Source organism: Ciceribacter thiooxidans, assembly GCF_014126615.1.
Classification (GTDB): Bacteria; Pseudomonadota; Alphaproteobacteria; order Rhizobiales; family Rhizobiaceae; genus Allorhizobium; species Allorhizobium thiooxidans.
Genome location: NZ_CP059897.1, coordinates 554,113 through 571,119, shown reverse-complemented (window position 1 = coordinate 571,119; position 17,007 = coordinate 554,113). Strand labels below are relative to the sequence as shown.

Below are 17,007 nucleotides of genomic sequence, written 5' to 3'. Positions count from 1 at the left end.
TCAGAAAGCTGCGGCAGGATGGATCGTTCATTCGAACTTTCAGAACTCGACCGAAAGATACTGGACGCGTTGCAGGACGACGCCCGGTTGTCGAGTCAGGACATCGCCCACCGGGTCAGCAGTTCACCGTCATCGGTCTGGCGCCGCATTCGCGCGATGGAAGATGCAGGCGTGATCAGTGGTTTTCGCGTGACGGTGGACGCGGAGAAGCTGGGCCTGCGCGAGACGATCCTGGTCAACGTTCGCCTTGATCGACATACGCCGGAAACGACGGCAGCTTTTGCCGAGTTCGTCCGGAATTCACCACAGGTTCTGGAGTGCTATGTGGGTACGGGTGCACACGACTACACCCTGAAGGTGGTTGCAGCCGACATGAGAAGCCATTTTGACTTTCTCCAGGAGGGCATGATCCAGCTGGGCTTCATCGCCCAGACGGACTCGACCGTCGTGATGACAAAGATCAAGGAGACATCCCAGATCGCAAGCGAGATCATACCGCGCCGGCTGCGATAATCCCCAGCAAAACGTCGTCCAGATATCGCGCATCACGGCCTCTGCCCTGGCGCCGTACTGCCGTGGTCGGGTGACGCACCATTTGGTCTTGCCACCGCCATCGAGCGGCTGTCTACTTCGCGGGAAGGGACGACCTGAAAATTGACCGAGGTCAAAGTCAGCGCCCCGAACGCGTGTTCTTCTGCGAAGACTGTCAAGAACGACGGAAGCAGCATGACCAACGGCTCGACCATCGACGGCAGGGTAATTGCCATTCGCGGTGCGGTGATCGATGTCGCCTTCCCGGACGGCCTGTTGCCTGCGATCGAAGACGCCCTTGTCATCACCGACAGCGCGACCAGGACCGTAACCGCTGAGGTTCAGGCCCATCTCGATACCGAGACCGTGCGCGCCATCGCCCTGCAGGCGACCACCGGTTTGCGGCGGGGAGATCCTGTCGTCGGAACCGGCCAGCCGATTGCCGTTCCGGTCGGTGAGGCGGTTCTGGGCCGGCTCCTCGACGTGACAGGCAAGACCGGCGACGAGGGTGAGGCGTTGCCGGATGGGACGCCGCACCGGCCGATCCATCGTCCACCGCCTGAACTCGCCCGGCAGGCGGGCGCCTCTGAGATATTTGCGACCGGCATCAAGGTCATCGACCTGCTGACGCCGCTCGCTCGCGGCGGCAAGGCCGCAATGTTCGGCGGAGCAGGCGTCGGCAAGACAGTGCTGGTCATGGAACTCATCCACGCGATGGTGGAGAGTTACAAAGGGATTTCCGTCTTCGCCGGGGTCGGAGAACGGTCGCGCGAAGGCCACGAGATGTTGCTCGACATGACGAGTTCGGGCGTCCTCGCGCGCACCGCACTCGTCTACGGCCAGATGAACGAACCGCCAGGCGCGCGCTGGCGCGTGCCGATGACGGCTCTCACGATCGCGGAATACTTCCGTGACGAGCGGCACCAGAACGTGTTGCTCCTGATGGACAACGTTTTCCGTTTCGTCCAGGCGGGTGCCGAGGTTTCAGGCCTCCTCGGCCGACTGCCCTCCCGTGTCGGCTACCAACCGACGCTGGCAAGCGAGGTCGCGGCCCTGCAGGAGAGGATCGCCTCCGTCGGCGACGCCTCCATAACCGCGATCGAAGCCGTCTATGTTCCCGCCGACGACTTCACCGATCCCGCCGTCACGACGATTGCCACCCATGTCGACAGCATGGTCGTGCTTTCGCGCGACATGGCCGCGGAAGGCATCTATCCCGCGGTCGACCCGATCGCGTCTTCCTCGATCCTTCTCGACCCCATGGTCGTCGGAAAAGACCACGCGGACATCGCCATGGAGGTCCGCAAGACGATCGAGCATTATCGCGAACTGCAGGACGTCATCTCGCTGCTGGGCGTGGAGGAGCTCGGCAGCGAAGATCGCCGCATCGTCGAGCGCGCGCGCCGGCTTCAGCGCTTCCTCACACAGCCATTCGCGGTGACGGAAGGCTTCACCGGGGTCCCCGGTCGTTCGGTGGCAATCACCGACACGATCGACGGCTGCCGCGCCATCCTGTCCGGCGCCTGCGACGACTGGCAGGAGAGTTCGCTCTACATGGTCGGCACGCTTGCGGAAGCACAGGAGAAGGAAATGGCGGTTCGCAGGACGAGCGGAGAAGCCGGCAAATGAGCACAGGCCTCCACCTCGTGATCAGCACGCCCGCGACCGTCCTTGTTGATCTCGACGCCGTCAGATCCGTGCGCGCCGAGGACGAAAGCGGCAGTTTCGGCATTCTGACCGGTCATGCGGATCTGCTGACGGTCCTGCCGGCCTCTGTCGTGCGGTGGCAGGATCACGAGCAGCGCATGCATTACTGCGCGCAGAGCGGCGGCGTGTTTACAATCTCCGGCGGCCGCGAGGTGCGTATTGCTTGCCGTCGGGCCACAGTCGGTGATGATCTTTCGCGCTTGGAGGCGGAAGTGGAGGCGATGCGCTCGGCGCTTGTCGATACCGGCCGCCAATCGCGCGTCCAACACATGCGCCTGCACGCCAACGCGGTTCGCCAGCTCGCACGGCTTCTCGGCGCCGACGCGGGCAGCGCCAACAGGTTCAACCCCTCCCGAGAGGAGGCGCCATGACATCGCCGCACGAACCTCGCGACGAACGGCTCGCCGACGCTGCCCGTCGGGCCGCCCAGCGGCAGCAGCTGGGGGCCGAGGATCCGGAACCGTCGCTCGGGACGCGGCTCGGCCAGATCGGGATCCTCGGCTGGAGCATCGTCGTGCCGACCCTGCTTGCACTCATTCTCGGTCGCTGGCTCGACCGAACCTTTTCGACGGGCGTCTTCTTCTCCGCACCGCTGATCATGATCGGGGCGGCGCTCGGTTTCCGCTCCGCCTGGAAATGGATGCATCGCCAATGATCGACATGTTTCTCTCCGCTCTCGACGGTACGTTTCTTCTCAAGGCGGCATTGGGTCTGACGCTCGGCGGCCTCCTCGGCCTCGCCCATTTCGGCCTCCTCGGCTGGAATACGCGCTTCTTCGCTTCCGGGGACGTCGCACGCGCCTTCTTGCTCCAGGCAGCGCGTTTCGCCGTCCTGGCGGTGGCACTCTTCGGCATTTCTCGCCTCGGAGCCACCGCACTCCTGAGTGCTGCGGCCGGCGTCGTGATCGGCCGGGGCGTGATCCTCAGGCGAGTGAGGAGCATGTCATGAAGTCGCCACTCGTTCTCGAACCGCTGTTCTTCGTCGGGCCGGTGCCCCTGACCCAGCCGGTCGTCGTTACCTGGGCGATCATGGCGGCACTCGGCCTGCTGTTCTTCTTCGCCACGCGCAGGCTTTCCGTAAAGCCGTCACGGATGCAGGCGGCGCTCGAAATCCTGGTTGAGGCGATCGATGGCCAGATTCGAGATACGATGCAGGTCGATCCCCGCCCCTACCGTCCCCTGATCGGCACCCTGTTCCTCTACGTGCTGGTCGCCAACTGGTCGTCACTGGTTCCGGGCATCGAGCCCCCGACGGCGCATATCGAGACCGATGCCGCACTCGCACTTATCGTTCTCGCAGCGACCATCGGCTACGGGATCGGCGCACGGGGGATCGTTGGCTATCTCAAGACCTTCGCCGAACCGAGCTGGGTGATGATCCCGCTCAATGTCGTCGAGCAGATCACCCGGACGTTCTCGCTGATCGTGCGCCTCTTCGGCAACATCATGAGCGGCGTTTTCGTCATCGGCATCGTGCTGTCGCTCGCGGGCCTCATCGTGCCGATCCCGCTGATGGCACTCGATCTGCTGACCGGCGCGGTACAAGCCTACATCTTCGCGGTTCTCACAACCGTCTTCATCGGCGCCGCCGTCGGGGAGCGCCGGCCCCCATCCTCATCCCTGAAGGAGGAAAAAAGCCTATGAACGTCATCGGAATCGTCAGCATCATCGCCGCAGCACTCGCCGTTTCCTTCGGCGCGATCGGCCCGGCACTTGCGGAGGGGCGTGCCGTGGCTGCCGCCATGGACGCCATCGCCCGCCAGCCGGAGGCGGCCGGGACCCTTTCCCGCACCCTGTTCGTTGGCCTGGCGATGATCGAGACCATGGCGATCTACTGCCTCGTCATCGCGCTGCTCGTGCTGTTCGCCAATCCCTACGCCGCCTGAGGGGCGCCCCGACATGCACATCGACTGGTGGACACTTGGGCTGCAAGCCATAAACGTCCTGATCCTCGTCTGGCTCCTGCAGCGCTTCCTGCTGAAGCCCGTCACCGCGATCATCGAGGCGAGGCGCGCCGAGGCCGCAAGCGTGATGAGCCTGGCAGAACAGGCGCGCGCCGACGCCGAGACGGAGCGGCAGAAGGCTGCCGAGGAGGTGCAACGGATCGCCCAGAGCCGGGGAGAAGCTCTGAAAGCTGCGGCCGCCGACGCCGAGGCGGCGAAGGCGAAGCTCCTTGCGCAGGCGCGTGACGATGCCGAGACGCTGAGACACACCGCCGCCACCGAAATCGACCGGAAGCGCCTAGAGGCCGCGGCTGCCGATGCCGAGCGCGCAAAGGCGCTCGCCGTCGAGATCGCCCGCAAGCTCTTCACCCGCCTCCCGGACGAGGCAAAGGTCTCCGGCTTCATCGACGGCCTCGTCGACGCCATCGTCGCCCTGCCCGAAGAGAGTCGATCCGACATCGGCAAGGGCACGCCGCTGACCCTCAAGACCGCACGACCCCTGACCACCGGCGAAGACGAGACCCTGCACGCCAGGCTCTCGAGCGCACTCGGCCGTCCGGTAGACCTCACCGTCATTTGCGACACCGATCTCATCGCCGGTCTGGAGATCGACACGCCGCATGCCCTAGTGCGCAACAGTTTTCGCGGCGATCTCGACCGCATAGCCCGGGAGCTGGCGCACGAATGACGGAGAACAGGAAGGAGACATCGAACTGGTTCGCTGACAGCAGCGCCGAGATCGGGCAGTTGCAGCTTGGTCCTTCCGCCGAGGCTGTGGGCCGGGTCGAGCATGTCGCCGACAATGTCGCGGCCGTTTCCGGCCTGCCTGACGTCCGCCTGAACGAATTGCTGCTCTTCGAAGGCGGGCGCACCGGCTTTGCGCTTACGCTGGACGAGGACACCATCAGCGCCGTCCTACTCGATGACGGAGTGGCGATCCGGTCCGGCTCCCGTGTTCGCGGCACCGGCGAAGTCGTGCGGGTTCCTGTCGGACGCGCGTTGCTCGGCCGGATCGTCGACCCCCTCGGCCGGCCACTCGACGGAGGACCGCCCGTTGCCGCAGAGACAGAGGAGCCCATTGAAAGACCTGCGCCGGCCATTATCGATCGCGACCTCGTATCGCACCCCGTCGAGACCGGCATTCTCGTTGTCGACGCACTGTTCGCCCTCGGCCGTGGCCAACGCGAACTGATCATCGGCGACCGGGCGACGGGAAAGACCTCGATCGCTGTCGACACGATTGTCAACCAGAAGGACGCCGACATCATCTGCGTCTATGTGGCCGTCGGACAGCGGGCGACCGCCGTCGAGCGCGTCATTGAATCCGTCCGTCATCATGGCGCCATGGACCGGTGCATCTTCGTGGTCGCGTCCGCCGCGGCTTCGCCGGGACTGCAGTGGATTGCGCCGTTCGCCGGCTTCACCATGGCGGAATATTTCCGGGACCGGGGTGAGCATGCACTGATTGTGATCGATGATCTCAGCAAGCATGCCGCAACCCATCGCGAACTGGCGCTCTTGACGCGCGAACCGCCGGGTCGGGAGGCCTATCCCGGCGACGTCTTCTACTTGCATGCGCGCCTCCTGGAGCGCGCGGCGAAGCTCTCGGCCAAGCACGGAGGGGGATCTCTCACGGCATTGCCGATCGCCGAAACGGACGCCGGCAATCTGTCGGCCTATATTCCGACGAACCTGATCTCGATCACGGACGGACAGATTGTCCTCAATTCGCACCTTTTCACCGCCGATCAAAGGCCGGCCGTCGACGTCGGCCTCAGCGTCAGCCGCGTCGGCGGCAAGGCGCAGCATCCGGCCCTGCGACAGGTATCCGGCGAGGTTCGCCTGCAGTATTCGCAGTTCCAAGAGCTCGAAATGTTCACCCGCTTCGGCGGCATTTCCGACAAGCGCGTCAAGGCGCAGATGTCGCGTGGGAGGCACATCCGCGCCCTGCTCTCGCAGCAGCGCTTCGCAACCTTGCGGATAATCGACCAGATCGCCCTGCTTGCCGCCCTGAACGCCGGGACGCTCGACTCGCTTTCGCCGGAAGACCTGGCGAAGCTGCGCTCACGCCTCGCCGCTTTCCTCGACGCAAACCCGACATCCGCGACAGCGGCTATCGCAGAAGGCAAGCGGCTCGACGAGAGTCAGCTCGCCGATCTCGTGGCGGTGGTCGCGAGGCTTGCAGCGGAGCTCGCCTCCACTGCGGCAGACGCGGGGTCGTGAACGATGGCCGAGCGGCTCAGCGGCGTCGAAGCGAGAATAGGCTCCGTCCGGCAGCTGTCCACGATCGTGACCGCGATGCGCGGCATCGCCGTGGCCCATTCGCGGGAGGCACGCCAGCACCTTGCTGGTGTGCGAACCTACGCCGATGCGATCGGCGTCGCGATCGGCGAGGCTCTCTCGCTGATGCCGGCCTCACCGGCCACCGTCAACGCCTCCGGTGGCGAGGCAGTCGTCGCGTTCTGCACGGAGCAGGGTTTTGCCGGCACGTTCAACGAGAGAGTGCTGGATGCAGTGGAGGCATTTAGCAATGAGCGCGCCGGACATCCACAGGCGCTGCTTCTCGTCGGAGACCGCGGACTGATGATCGCGGGCGAGCGAGGGCTTACGGTCGAGTGGTCGGCGCCGATGATCGCCCATGTCGACGAGGCGGCACAGCTTGCCGAACGGATCGTCGACGCGCTCTACGATCGCCTGGAGGCGGGTGCGATAACCAATGTCACCGTCATTCACACGGCGCTCGCGCCTGCCGGCCGGATCGACATTGTCACAAAGCGCCTGATACCCTTCGACTACCAAAGGTTTCAGCTTGCGCGGCTGACGGAGGCGCCCCTGATCACGCTTCCGCCACAGCGCCTCCTCGAGGGGCTTGCGCAGGAATACGTGTTTGCCGAGTTGTGCGAGGCGGTCATCATCTCCTTCGCAGCGGAGAACGAGGCGCGCGCACGCGCCATGATCGCGGCAAAGGACAATGTCTCGAGGAAGCTGGAGGACCTCACCGCGCTCGCCCGACAACTCCGCCAGGAGGAGATCACCAACGAGGTCATCGAGCTGGCTGACCAGGCGGATGATCCCGCCGGACCGACCGGCGCGCGGAACGCCTCGCGACGGAGCCGGGACAGGTCGTAGCATCGTGCTGAAGGGCCATCATCGGAAGACGGCCGGCTCGGCGGTCCTATCCCGAACGGCCGGCGCGGCGCTCGCGATTGGCCAGATTGGCCACAAGATCGCCAAAACGGTCGCCTTGAACCGCGACGTGACTGCGTAACCGCTCCCGCGCGGCGGTCGCGTCGCCGGCAAGGATAGCCTCGACGATCTCCCCATGTTCGCTGAACGAGGTCTTCATGCGGTTGCGGACCCTGAGCTGGAGACGACGATAGGGGCGAAGCCGCCGGTGCAGCGCCAGGCATTGTTCCTCGAGGAAGCCGCTGTGGCTTGCTGCGTATATCGCCTGGTGAAATCGCTCGTTCTCGTAATAGTAGCGATCGGTGTCCTCGCTCTCGGACGCCTCCTGGCATTTCTCGTGGGCGGAGACGAGTGCGGCTCCATCCTCCCTGGTATGCCGGCGTGCGGCAAGCGCTCCCGCCATGGCTTCCAGTTCGGCCATCACCTCGAACATTTCGAAGACGCGCTGGGGAGCCGGATCGACCACGACGGCGCCCCGTCTTGGCCTGATCTCGACGAGCCCGATGGCGCTCAACTGCATCAACGCTTCCCGGATCGGAGTACGGGAAACCCCGAAGCGGGTCGCGAGCTGGGTTTCATCAAGGCGCTCTCCCGGCGCGAACTCGCCCGTCACAATGCCGTTCTCGATACTGTCTCGCAGTTTGTAGAAGATATTCTCGCTCATTCCCTGCCCATTTCGCCCAGATATGCGCCGCCTCGTTTCTTGTATACAAGATTGTTGACATTGTGCGCAAGATTGCTTCATTCTTATACCACCGGCGGGAGGGCCGGAACACCAGGGAGGAAAAGATGAGCATTTTTCGACGGACGCTGATGGCATCCGCAGTCGCCGTGGTCGGCAGCCTTGCCGTGACAGCGGCCGATGCCCAAACCGTATTGAAGGCCTCGCACCAGTTCCCCGGCGGAAAGGGGGATATCCGTGACGAAATGGTTCAGCTGATCGCCAGGGAGGTGGCGGCAGCCAATGTCGGCCTCGAGATACAGGTCTTTCCGGGATCGTCACTCTACAAGCCGAACGACCAATGGAACGCCGTCACCCGCGGTCTTCTAGACATGACATCTTTCCCGCTGGACTATGCTTCGGGTCGCCATCCGGAATTCTCCGCAACGCTGATGCCGGGGCTCGTCGGAAACTTCGACCGCGCAACCCGGCTCAACGACTCCGAGTTCATGCAGGACATCAAGAAGATCATTGATGACGCCGGTGCGATCGTCATCTCGGACGCCTGGCTTTCCGGCGCATTCGCGTCGAAGAAGAACTGCATCACCTCACCCGACACCATCAAGGGACAGGTGATCCGCGCGGCGGGACCGGCCTTTGAAGAAATGCTGGTGGCAGCAGGCGCGTCGATCTCGTCCATGCCCTCTTCGGAAATCTACACAGGCATGCAGACGGGCGTGCTTGACGCTGCCAATACATCGTCGGCAAGCTTTGTCTCCTACCGACTCTTCGAGCAGGCCAAATGCCTGACCGCACCCGGCGAGAACGCGCTCTGGTTCATGTACGAGCCGGTGCTGATGTCGAAACAGGTCTTCGAAGGCCTGACGGAAGAGCAGCAAAAGGCGATCCTCGCCGCCGGCGAGAAGGCCGAGACCTACTTCAACGAAGAGGTCCGCAAGGGCGATCAGGTGATGGTCGACACCTACAAGAAAGCAGGTGTCGAGGTAGTCCAGATGTCGAAGGAGGACTTCGATGCCTGGCTCAAGATCGCCAAGGAATCCTCCTACAAGAACTTCGCCGCCAATGTGCCCGGCGGTGACAAGCTGATCGAGAAGGCTCTCGCTGTGAAGTGAGAAGGATGAGCGAGGGGCGCGCGACAGCGCGCCCTGCCGCCCGCATACCGGCAATTCGAGGATAATCGCATGCTCAAGGCCTATGTAACGGTTGTCGGCAATGCTTCGCGCGGGCTCGCGATCATTGCGACGGCGCTGGTGATCGCCGCTATGCTCGTGATTTGCCAGATGATTGCGATGCGCTACGTGCTGCGTCAGCCAACGATCTGGCAGACGGATTTCGTCGTGTTCTCCGCTACGGCGGCCATGTTTCTGGGTGCACCTTACGTCTTGCTGAAGGGCGGGCATGTCGGTGTCGACGTCGTGGAGATGATGGTCGGCGACCGAACCCGGGCGGTGCTGCGCGTCCTCGCGGGTCTTCTCGGTCTCATCTTCTGCGTCATCATGCTGATCGCGACCTGGATCCAGTTCCACGACGCATGGGCGGGCAACTGGAAGCACTCGAGCGTCTGGGCGCCGCCGCTCTGGGTGCCGCTTGCCGCCCTGCCGATAAGCTTCGCCATGCTGTGCCTGCAATATCTCGCGCAACTCGCGACACTTGTGACTGCCTTGCGCGCGCCCGTGGCGAGCGGTCGTGATGACGTCGAGCGGAAGTCCGGTGCCACACCTCACCCTCGGGAGATCGCTCGATGAGCCCCACCGTTTCCGGACTGATGATCGTCAGCTGCCTGTTCGCGCTGCTGGCGACAGGCATGCCGATCGCCTTCGCCCTTGGGCTTGCAGCCTTTGCGGGACTCTATGCGCAAAGTGGCGGCGCGATCTTCTACGTGCTCGGCGACACGATGTTTTCCGGCATCGCCAATCTCGCCTATGTGTCCATTCCCATGTTCGTCCTCATGGGCGCGGCGGTCGCGTCGTCTCCGGCCGGATCGGACCTCTACACCTCACTCGACCGCTGGCTGAACCGCATTCCCGGCGGCCTCATCCTTTCGAATATCGGAGCATGCGCAATCTTTTCCGGCATGACCGGCTCCTCGCCCGCGACGTGCGCCGCCATCGGCAAGATGGGCATTCCGGAGATGCTTCGGCGTGGATACCCAACCTCTGTGGCGAGCGGCTCGATCGCAGCCGGCGGCACGCTCGGGATCCTCATTCCCCCATCGGTGACGCTGATCGTCTACGGAATCGCGACCGAAACCTCGATCGGCCGCTTGTTTATGGCAGGGGTCGTTCCGGGACTTCTGCTGACGGTCATGTTCATGGCCTGGGCAATCATCGACTGCAAGCGCAAGGGCTATGAATTCGACGCCCGCCTCGTGCGATACTCGATGAAGGAACGGCTGACCGGCCTTCCGCGCATCCTCCCGTTCCTGTTGATCATCGCCGGAACGCTATACGTGCTCTACGGCGGGATCGCGACCCCGTCGGAGGCGGCCGGTGCGGGCGCGCTTTTGACCTTGCTCGTTGTAATCATCGCTTACCGGCTGTTCCGGTTCCGGTCCGTCGCGGGCATCTTCGGTTCGGCGATGAAGGAAAGCGTCATGATCATGATGATCATGGCCGCCGCCGAGCTCTTCGCCTTTGCGCTTTCTTCCTTGTTCATTACGCAGACTGTCGCCGCCGCCATCGCCGACATGGACGTGAACCGGTGGGTGCTGATGCTGGTCATCAACGTGTTCCTGCTGATCTGCGGCATGTTCCTGCCGCCGGTCGCCGTCATCGTGATGACCGCACCGATGCTGTTTCCGATCATCACCCAGGCCGGCTTCGACCCGTACTGGTTCGCGATCATACTGACGATCAATATGGAGGTCGGCCTGATCACGCCGCCGATCGGCCTCAATCTCTTCGTCATCAATGCCATTGCGCCGCAAATCCAGACAAGAGACATCCTCTGGGGTTCGCTGCCCTACGTGCTCGTCATGTTCCTGGCGATCCTCATCCTCTGCATCTTCCCGGGCCTTGCGACCTGGTTGCCGAACCACATGCTGGGGGCGATCCAATGAACACGACCTCGTTTTTCAGCGACATGCTTCAGAGCATCACCGATCGCGGCCGGCGGCTGTTGTCGCTCGGTCCCCCTCAGGACGACGACGACGCGGTCGGCTCGATGGAGAAGCTCTGCGAAACCCTGTTGTCCAGCAGGGGTGAGGCTTCTGGAATGGCACTCGCCAAGGGTATCCTGGACCGCTGGCAGGCCTTGGACCAGCAAGACCAACGCGACTTCATGGTCGCGCTGCTCACCCGCTTCGGACCGAATACGGACAGGCTCGAGCGAGCGATCGAGGCCTATCGCACCGACCCAAGCCCGAAGGCACTGCTCGAACTCAGCGAGGCGGCGGAACCTCGCCGGCAGGAACTCATCCGGAGGCTCAACCTCGCGCCGAACGGTACGGCCACGCTCGTGGGAATGCGAGAAGTCCTGCTTGCCTTGAAGAGAGACAATCCTGACCTCGAGGCGGTTGACGCGGACTTTGCCCATCTCTTCGGGTCATGGTTCAACCGTGGCTTTCTCATGCTGCGACCAATCAGTTGGTCGACGCCGGCCGATATCCTGGAAAAGATCATACGCTACGAGGCCGTTCACGACATTGGTGGCTGGGACGAGCTGCGGCGGCGCCTCGCACCGGAAGACCGGCGGTGCTTCGCCTTCTTCCATCCGCAACTCCTCGATGATCCACTGATCTTCGTGGAGGTGGCACTGACGCGCGACATGCCCGCGACCATCTCCGATCTATTGAGCGAGGACCGCACGATAATCGCCGCAGCCGATGCGACAACCGCGGTCTTCTATTCCATCTCGAACTGCCAGGAAGGACTGCGGGGTATCTCGTTCGGCAACTTCCTGATCAAACAGGTCGTGGAGGATCTGCGGCGCGAGCTTCCCCGTCTCGACACCTTCGTCACCTTGTCGCCGGTGCCCGGTTTTGCCGACTGGCTGTCGCACGAGCGTCGGGCAGACGTCTCCGACGCCCTCACGCCGGCTGACCGCGCCGCGCTCGCGGTGCTCGACGAGCCGGACTGGGCCGACCGGCCGCAGGCGAGGACAAGCGTCGAACCTGCCCTGACCACGGCCGCAGCCTGGTATTTTCTCAGAGCCCGCAATCGAAACGGCAAGCCGCTCGATCCCGTCGCGCGCTTCCATCTCGGCAATGGCGCGCGGCTCGAGCGCATCAACTTCCTCGGCGACCGCTCGGATCGGGCGATGCGCCAGGCGCATGGCCTCATGGTTAACTACCTCTACAAGCTCGAGGACATCGAGACGAACCACGAAGCGTTCGCAAGCCGCGGCGAGGTCGTCGCCGCGCCTGCGGTCCGGCGTCTCGTACCGGCCGACAGAGGGCCCCGCGCGCCCACGGCGGGCGGGCCTGCGGCGAAGGACGGATCCTATGACGCAGCAAGAAGGCAAGGCAGCAAGGAGTTCACCTCATGAGAAATCACCTGTTCGACGCGATCCGCAATGCCGCGCGCCCGGATGCCGTCTTCATTCGGACGACAGACGGTCGCTCGTGGACTTACGGGGACATGCTGGCGCTTTCAGGCCGGATCGCATCGGCGCTCGAGGCGCTCGACGTGCAACCGGGCGACCGGGTCGCCGTGCAGGTGGAAAAGAGTCCCGAAGCGCTGATGCTCTATCTCGCCTGCCTTCGCGTCGGCGCAGTCTACCTTCCTCTGAACACTGCCTACACGCTTACCGAACTTGACTATTTCATCGGTGATGCCGAGCCGCGGGTGGTGGTCTGCGCACCGGCGGTCAGGGAGGGCATCGCGAAAGTTGCCGCGGGCCACGGCGCTCATGTCGAAACACTCGACGAGAACGGCGGCGGCACTCTGATGGAATGTGCAGACAAGCAAGCTTCCGATTTCACCGACGCACGTCGGGGTCCGGACGATCTTGCCGCGATTCTCTACACGTCCGGCACGACGGGCCGCTCCAAGGGCGCCATGCTGACGCACGACAATCTCCTGTCCAACGCCCTCACGCTTCGCGATTATTGGCGCTTTACCGCCGAAGACCGCCTCATTCATGCGCTGCCGATCTTCCACACCCACGGCCTTTTCGTCGCCTCCAATATCGTACTCCTCGCCGGCGCCTCGATGTATTTCCTGCCGAAGTTCGACGCGGACGAGGTTCTTCGGCTGATGCCGAAGGCTACGGCGATGATGGGCGTTCCGACCTTCTACGTGCGCCTCGTCCAGCACCCGGGCCTGACGCGTGACGCGACGGCCAACATGCGGCTGTTCGTGTCCGGCTCGGCGCCGCTGCTTGCCGAGACCCACAGGACATTTCACGCGATGACGGGTCATGCGATCCTCGAGCGATACGGCATGACCGAGACCAACATGAATACCTCGAACCCGTACGATGGCGAGCGCATCGCCGGAACGGTGGGCTTTCCCCTCCCCGGCGTTTCGCTGCGCGTGACCGATCCCGAAAGCGGAACGCCGCTTCCCGTCGGTGAGACCGGCATGATCGAGGTGAAAGGACCCAACGTTTTCAAGGGCTACTGGCGAATGCCCGAAAAGACGCAGGCCGAATTCCGCACCGATGGCTTCTTCATCACCGGCGATCTCGGCAAGATCGATGAGCAAGGCTACGTGCATATCGTCGGACGCGGCAAGGATCTCGTGATCTCCGGCGGTTACAACATCTATCCGAAAGAGGTCGAGGCCGAAATCGACCAGATGCCGGGCGTGGTCGAGACTGCCGTGATCGGTGTACCGCACCCGGATTTCGGCGAGGGCGTGACTGCAGTCGTCGTGCGGAAAGCGGATGCATCAATCGATGAACGCGCCATTCTCGACGGACTGAAGGACCGTCTGGCGCGCTACAAGCAGCCAAAGCGAGTGATCTTCGTCGACGACCTGCCGCGCAACACGATGGGCAAGGTCCAGAAGAACGTGCTTCGTGAGCGATATGCTGGTCTTTATGTTCCGTCGGGCGCTCCGGCAGGAGTGTAGGCGTCCGGAAGCAGCTTCTTCGCAACACTCGCCGGAATTGATCTATCCTTGCCGGAAGCGGCGCGATCTCGTTCGTGTTTCGCGACGGGATCGCGGCCGTCGGTGCAAAGAACACCCTACGAGCCCCAAGCGTTTTCGAGAACGAAGCCCCGACGGGATATCGAGAGCTGACGGCCGACGAAAGAGCATGACAACCACGACGAAGAGCTCGCCCGCCGATCTGGGCGCATGGACAAAAAAAATGGGCCGGCGGAAACCGCGGCCCATGAGGTGTGGAGATCTTCAACCTCCAGAGGGGAACAGCTGTTGCGACGGCACTGGGAGGAAAACCGTCAAGTGCATCAGCTGTTTCCCTTATGACCAATTTTTGATCAGTTGGAAAACATTTATTGTGCAATGCAGCTATGCATATGCTGCAGCGGGGAAACCTCAGGCAGTGCCCTCCTCGAGGCCGCTCTGCTCGACAGATCTTCGGGCATGTGGCCAGGCGGAGTGATCCAGATCGAGATCAGGAAATGCCGCAGGCTGGAATACCGGCCGTGCCACGCCCGCCTTCAGCTGCGAGCGAAAATCGTCAAGAACGCGCAAAGCCACGGGAAAGAGCATCATGATCGCCATCAAATTGACGACGGCGAGCACACCCATCAACGGGTCGGAGAAGAAGAACACCGCCGTCGCTCCCGGAGCCGTCGCCCCGAGGAAGACCACAACGACGACGGCAAGTCGCAGCACATGTAGGGCTACCGCCTGCGAGGTCATCACTTTCAGAGCCGTTTCGCCGAGATAGTAGTTGTAGATGACAGAGCTGAAGGCGAAGAGCAGGACCGCGAAGGTCAGGAAATATTGCGACCAGCTGCCGACCTGACTGACCAGTGATTGCTGGGTCAGCACAACGCCGTCGATGCCTTCCAACCCCGGCTGATAGACGGGGCTGAGCAGGATAATGAAGGCCGTGCACGAGCAGATGACGATCGTGTCGATGAAGACCGAGAGTGACTGGGTGATGCCCTGGCTGATCGGATGCCGAACATCGGCCGTCGCAGCGACATTGGGCGCGGAGCCGAGTCCGGCCTCGTTGGAGAACAGGCCGCGCCGGAGACCTTGGGCCAGCGCCGCTCCGAAACCGCCGCCAACGGCTTGCTCAAGCCCAAACGCGTTCGCGACGATGGACCAGACTACAGCCGGCAACGCGGTAATGTTCGACACAATTACCAGCAGTGCCAGGCCGATATAGATGAAGGCCATGATCGGTATGATCACATCGGCGGCTTTGGCGATGCGGCGGATGCCACCATAGACGATGAATCCTGTGATGATCGCGAGACCGATTCCGCTCCACAAACGATCGACGCCGAGGCTGTCTTTGACGGCGCCGGCAAAGGTGTTGCCCTGAAAGGCGTTGAAGCCGAACGCGAATGCCAGCATCAGGCAAACGGCGTAGACGATCGCCAGCCATTTGTACTTTACGCCCAGTCCATGAATGATGTAGCTGGCAGGCCCGCCGCGATAGGTTCCGTCACCGTTGGACCGCTTGTAGAGCTGCGCAAGCGTCGACTCCACCAGACTCGTCGCCATGCCGATCAGCGCAATTGCCCACATCCAGAACACCGCACCCGGTCCGCCGAGCGTGATCGCGACCGCGACGCCAGCGATGTTGCCGCCGCCGACACGCCCGCCGACCGAAACCAGCAGCGCTTCGCGTGCACTGATCGCGTTCGGGTCACCAGTCTGGTTCTTGGAAAAGAGGACACGGAACATCCGGGTAAAGAATTCGATCTGGACGAATCCGCTCATGACTGTGATGAACAGGCCGAAAACGACGAGGATTGGAATCAATGCCCATCCCCAGGTGAGGTCTTCGATCAGTCCGAAGAAGTCGGTGATGACATTCATAGGCTGTATCCTCCCTGAAACACGTACGCACGGTTGATAGATACTTGCCCGCCACCTCTACCACCGACCAGCTGCTTGGCTAGATGCCTGACTCGACGAACGAGAAAGGAGAGGGGTGACCGCGGCAAACGGTTGACGATTGTGACTGTGTTTGACCCGATTCGGACGATATCTCAACCACCGGTTTTGGAGCGTACATTATGTCGGGACAATCCGCCGTTGTTCCCGATCGGAATAGCGACGCTCTTCCTGTGGAGTGCTGAGGTGTCAATGTGAGAAAAGGCTTTCTCAAGAAAATTCCTGTCCCCCCAACAGCAGCCGCAGTGCTCGCGTTCAATCGGCGCCGCCGAACCCGGTAGGCCCGGCAACGATCGGACCGACATGGATCGAGGTGCCGGTCAGGCGCGGGGCCACCGGAAGCTCTGGTCGACGGGGCTCTGACCCCAAATAGCCTGCTTCCAGCTTTTTGATGAGTACTCGGCGTGGCTCAACCCACCTTCGGCCCGCTTACCGCGAGCAGTTCTCCACACCCACGCCTCTCGAGGGACACCTTCAACGCCGCCACGTAATCGGGTTGTGCTTTCTCGAGATGTCCGCGGCCCTTCTCGGTGAGAACAGCGTAAACACCGCGCTTGTCGTCGGGGCAGAGATCGCGAATGGCGAGCCCGGCGCGCTCCAGACGTTCCACCATCCGCGACACCGAGCTCTGGTTCAAACGGAGATATGCCGCGAGCGCCTGCATTCGAAGCTCGGATCCTGGCGAACGCGACAATATTTCAAGTGCTCGATACTCGGAGAGACCGAGACCGTGCCGTTCCTGGAGAACCTTCTCGAGATCGGCCTCGACGCTCGCGACCGCATGGATCAGCGCGAGCCACGATTCACTTTCTTCTGACATGAGCACTCCGGACTCCCTGCGGACACGGTCAAGACACTCCAGAGATGTATGCCCATGCAAGTGATGACTCAAGTCCAAGATGACGAGCCTGCGCAACGCAGGCTCTCTTTGCCGACGGCCGAAACCTCAGCACGGACGGTTGCGTCGTAGTGCT

18 protein-coding genes are annotated in these 17,007 nt (G+C 62.8%); 15 read left to right on the top strand and 3 right to left on the bottom strand.

Annotated elements, in window-relative coordinates; genetic code table 11:
• The first annotated feature begins 18 nt into the window (after positions 1-18).
• The 10 genes from H4I97_RS20630 to H4I97_RS20585 all read left to right on the top strand — a co-directional run bounded on the left by H4I97_RS20630 (position 19) and on the right by H4I97_RS20585 (position 7,309).
• On the top strand, positions 19-513 hold the full coding sequence (locus H4I97_RS20630; RefSeq protein ID WP_182308874.1) for an Lrp/AsnC family transcriptional regulator: 495 nt from the start codon (positions 19-21) through the stop codon (positions 511-513).
• Between the two features lie 213 nt (positions 514-726).
• Positions 727-2,160, top strand: a complete 1,434-nt coding sequence (gene atpD / locus H4I97_RS20625; RefSeq protein ID WP_182308871.1) for a F0F1 ATP synthase subunit beta — start codon at positions 727-729, stop codon at positions 2,158-2,160.
• Positions 2,157-2,609: a F0F1 ATP synthase subunit epsilon gene (locus H4I97_RS20620; protein ID WP_182308869.1), complete on the top strand. Its 453-nt coding sequence runs from the start codon at positions 2,157-2,159 to the stop codon at positions 2,607-2,609. Before atpD ends, H4I97_RS20620 begins: the two co-directional genes overlap by 4 nt.
• The gene (locus tag H4I97_RS20615) at positions 2,606-2,893 is read left to right on the top strand and encodes an AtpZ/AtpI family protein (protein ID WP_182308867.1); all 288 of its coding nucleotides are present in this window, start codon (positions 2,606-2,608) and stop codon (positions 2,891-2,893) included. Before H4I97_RS20620 ends, H4I97_RS20615 begins: the two co-directional genes overlap by 4 nt.
• A complete protein-coding gene (locus H4I97_RS20610; protein ID WP_182308865.1) occupies positions 2,890-3,186 on the top strand; it encodes an N-ATPase subunit AtpR in 297 nt (98 codons plus the stop codon). The genes H4I97_RS20615 and H4I97_RS20610 overlap by 4 nt, the downstream gene beginning before the upstream one ends.
• The gene (locus tag H4I97_RS20605) at positions 3,183-3,881 is read left to right on the top strand and encodes a F0F1 ATP synthase subunit A (RefSeq protein ID WP_182308863.1); all 699 of its coding nucleotides are present in this window, start codon (positions 3,183-3,185) and stop codon (positions 3,879-3,881) included. Before H4I97_RS20610 ends, H4I97_RS20605 begins: the two co-directional genes overlap by 4 nt.
• Positions 3,878-4,123 carry a F0F1 ATP synthase subunit C gene (locus H4I97_RS20600; protein WP_114364070.1) on the top strand — a complete coding sequence of 82 codons (246 nt, stop codon included), beginning with the start codon at positions 3,878-3,880 and terminating at the stop codon, positions 4,121-4,123. The genes H4I97_RS20605 and H4I97_RS20600 overlap by 4 nt, the downstream gene beginning before the upstream one ends.
• A gap of 13 nt (positions 4,124-4,136) precedes the next feature.
• Positions 4,137-4,868, top strand: coding sequence for a F0F1 ATP synthase subunit delta (locus H4I97_RS20595; protein WP_182308861.1), 732 nt, complete (start codon positions 4,137-4,139; stop codon positions 4,866-4,868).
• Positions 4,865-6,403, top strand: a complete 1,539-nt coding sequence (locus tag H4I97_RS20590; protein ID WP_182308859.1) for a F0F1 ATP synthase subunit alpha — start codon at positions 4,865-4,867, stop codon at positions 6,401-6,403. Before H4I97_RS20595 ends, H4I97_RS20590 begins: the two co-directional genes overlap by 4 nt.
• 3 nt (positions 6,404-6,406) lie before the next feature.
• Positions 6,407-7,309 (top strand): F0F1 ATP synthase subunit gamma, encoded by a 903-nt coding sequence (locus H4I97_RS20585; protein WP_182308857.1) that lies wholly within the window; start codon positions 6,407-6,409, stop codon positions 7,307-7,309.
• 46 nt (positions 7,310-7,355) lie between these two features.
• Here the strand turns inward: H4I97_RS20585 and H4I97_RS20580 are convergent, their stop codons facing one another.
• The gene (locus H4I97_RS20580; protein WP_182308855.1) at positions 7,356-8,030 is read right to left on the bottom strand and encodes a GntR family transcriptional regulator; all 675 of its coding nucleotides are present in this window, start codon (positions 8,028-8,030) and stop codon (positions 7,356-7,358) included.
• Between the two features lie 125 nt (positions 8,031-8,155).
• On the opposite strand from H4I97_RS20580, the gene H4I97_RS20575 reads away from it, so the two are divergent.
• From H4I97_RS20575 to H4I97_RS20555, 5 genes are all read left to right on the top strand, one after another.
• The gene (locus H4I97_RS20575) at positions 8,156-9,160 is read left to right on the top strand and encodes a TRAP transporter substrate-binding protein (protein WP_182308853.1); all 1,005 of its coding nucleotides are present in this window, start codon (positions 8,156-8,158) and stop codon (positions 9,158-9,160) included.
• Between the two features lie 69 nt (positions 9,161-9,229).
• Positions 9,230-9,793 (top strand): TRAP transporter small permease subunit, encoded by a 564-nt coding sequence (locus H4I97_RS20570; protein ID WP_182308851.1) that lies wholly within the window; start codon positions 9,230-9,232, stop codon positions 9,791-9,793.
• Positions 9,790-11,106 (top strand): TRAP transporter large permease, encoded by a 1,317-nt coding sequence (locus H4I97_RS20565; RefSeq protein WP_182308849.1) that lies wholly within the window; start codon positions 9,790-9,792, stop codon positions 11,104-11,106. The genes H4I97_RS20570 and H4I97_RS20565 overlap by 4 nt, the downstream gene beginning before the upstream one ends.
• The gene (locus H4I97_RS20560) at positions 11,103-12,533 is read left to right on the top strand and encodes a malonyl-CoA decarboxylase (protein WP_182308847.1); all 1,431 of its coding nucleotides are present in this window, start codon (positions 11,103-11,105) and stop codon (positions 12,531-12,533) included. Before H4I97_RS20565 ends, H4I97_RS20560 begins: the two co-directional genes overlap by 4 nt.
• The gene (locus tag H4I97_RS20555; RefSeq protein ID WP_182308845.1) at positions 12,530-14,062 is read left to right on the top strand and encodes a malonate--CoA ligase; all 1,533 of its coding nucleotides are present in this window, start codon (positions 12,530-12,532) and stop codon (positions 14,060-14,062) included. The genes H4I97_RS20560 and H4I97_RS20555 overlap by 4 nt, the downstream gene beginning before the upstream one ends.
• A gap of 429 nt (positions 14,063-14,491) precedes the next feature.
• Here H4I97_RS20555 and H4I97_RS20550 read toward each other — a convergent pair whose 3' ends face one another.
• Positions 14,492-15,955, bottom strand: coding sequence for an alanine/glycine:cation symporter family protein (locus H4I97_RS20550; protein WP_182308843.1), 1,464 nt, complete (start codon positions 15,953-15,955; stop codon positions 14,492-14,494).
• A 487-nt stretch (positions 15,956-16,442) separates the two neighbouring features.
• Positions 16,443-16,853 (bottom strand): MarR family winged helix-turn-helix transcriptional regulator, encoded by a 411-nt coding sequence (locus tag H4I97_RS20545; protein ID WP_182308841.1) that lies wholly within the window; start codon positions 16,851-16,853, stop codon positions 16,443-16,445.
• Positions 16,854-17,007: the final 154 nt, after the last annotated feature.

Excerpts from the sequence above, each read along its gene's own strand:
- H4I97_RS20630 (WP_182308874.1), top strand. The coding sequence starts at position 19 with ATGGATCGTTCATTCGAACTTTCAGAACTCGACCGAAAGATACTGGAC.
- atpD (WP_182308871.1), top strand. The coding sequence starts at position 727 with ATGACCAACGGCTCGACCATCGACGGCAGGGTAATTGCCATTCGCGGT.
- H4I97_RS20620 (WP_182308869.1), top strand. The coding sequence starts at position 2,157 with ATGAGCACAGGCCTCCACCTCGTGATCAGCACGCCCGCGACCGTCCTT.
- H4I97_RS20615 (WP_182308867.1), top strand. The coding sequence starts at position 2,606 with ATGACATCGCCGCACGAACCTCGCGACGAACGGCTCGCCGACGCTGCC.
- H4I97_RS20610 (WP_182308865.1), top strand. The coding sequence starts at position 2,890 with ATGATCGACATGTTTCTCTCCGCTCTCGACGGTACGTTTCTTCTCAAG.
- H4I97_RS20605 (WP_182308863.1), top strand. The coding sequence starts at position 3,183 with ATGAAGTCGCCACTCGTTCTCGAACCGCTGTTCTTCGTCGGGCCGGTG.
- H4I97_RS20600 (WP_114364070.1), top strand. The coding sequence starts at position 3,878 with ATGAACGTCATCGGAATCGTCAGCATCATCGCCGCAGCACTCGCCGTT.
- H4I97_RS20595 (WP_182308861.1), top strand. The coding sequence starts at position 4,137 with ATGCACATCGACTGGTGGACACTTGGGCTGCAAGCCATAAACGTCCTG.
- H4I97_RS20590 (WP_182308859.1), top strand. The coding sequence starts at position 4,865 with ATGACGGAGAACAGGAAGGAGACATCGAACTGGTTCGCTGACAGCAGC.
- H4I97_RS20585 (WP_182308857.1), top strand. The coding sequence starts at position 6,407 with ATGGCCGAGCGGCTCAGCGGCGTCGAAGCGAGAATAGGCTCCGTCCGG.
- H4I97_RS20580 (WP_182308855.1), bottom strand. The coding sequence starts at position 8,030 with ATGAGCGAGAATATCTTCTACAAACTGCGAGACAGTATCGAGAACGGC.
- H4I97_RS20575 (WP_182308853.1), top strand. The coding sequence starts at position 8,156 with ATGAGCATTTTTCGACGGACGCTGATGGCATCCGCAGTCGCCGTGGTC.
- H4I97_RS20570 (WP_182308851.1), top strand. The coding sequence starts at position 9,230 with ATGCTCAAGGCCTATGTAACGGTTGTCGGCAATGCTTCGCGCGGGCTC.
- H4I97_RS20565 (WP_182308849.1), top strand. The coding sequence starts at position 9,790 with ATGAGCCCCACCGTTTCCGGACTGATGATCGTCAGCTGCCTGTTCGCG.
- H4I97_RS20560 (WP_182308847.1), top strand. The coding sequence starts at position 11,103 with ATGAACACGACCTCGTTTTTCAGCGACATGCTTCAGAGCATCACCGAT.
- H4I97_RS20555 (WP_182308845.1), top strand. The coding sequence starts at position 12,530 with ATGAGAAATCACCTGTTCGACGCGATCCGCAATGCCGCGCGCCCGGAT.
- H4I97_RS20550 (WP_182308843.1), bottom strand. The coding sequence starts at position 15,955 with ATGAATGTCATCACCGACTTCTTCGGACTGATCGAAGACCTCACCTGG.
- H4I97_RS20545 (WP_182308841.1), bottom strand. The coding sequence starts at position 16,853 with ATGTCAGAAGAAAGTGAATCGTGGCTCGCGCTGATCCATGCGGTCGCG.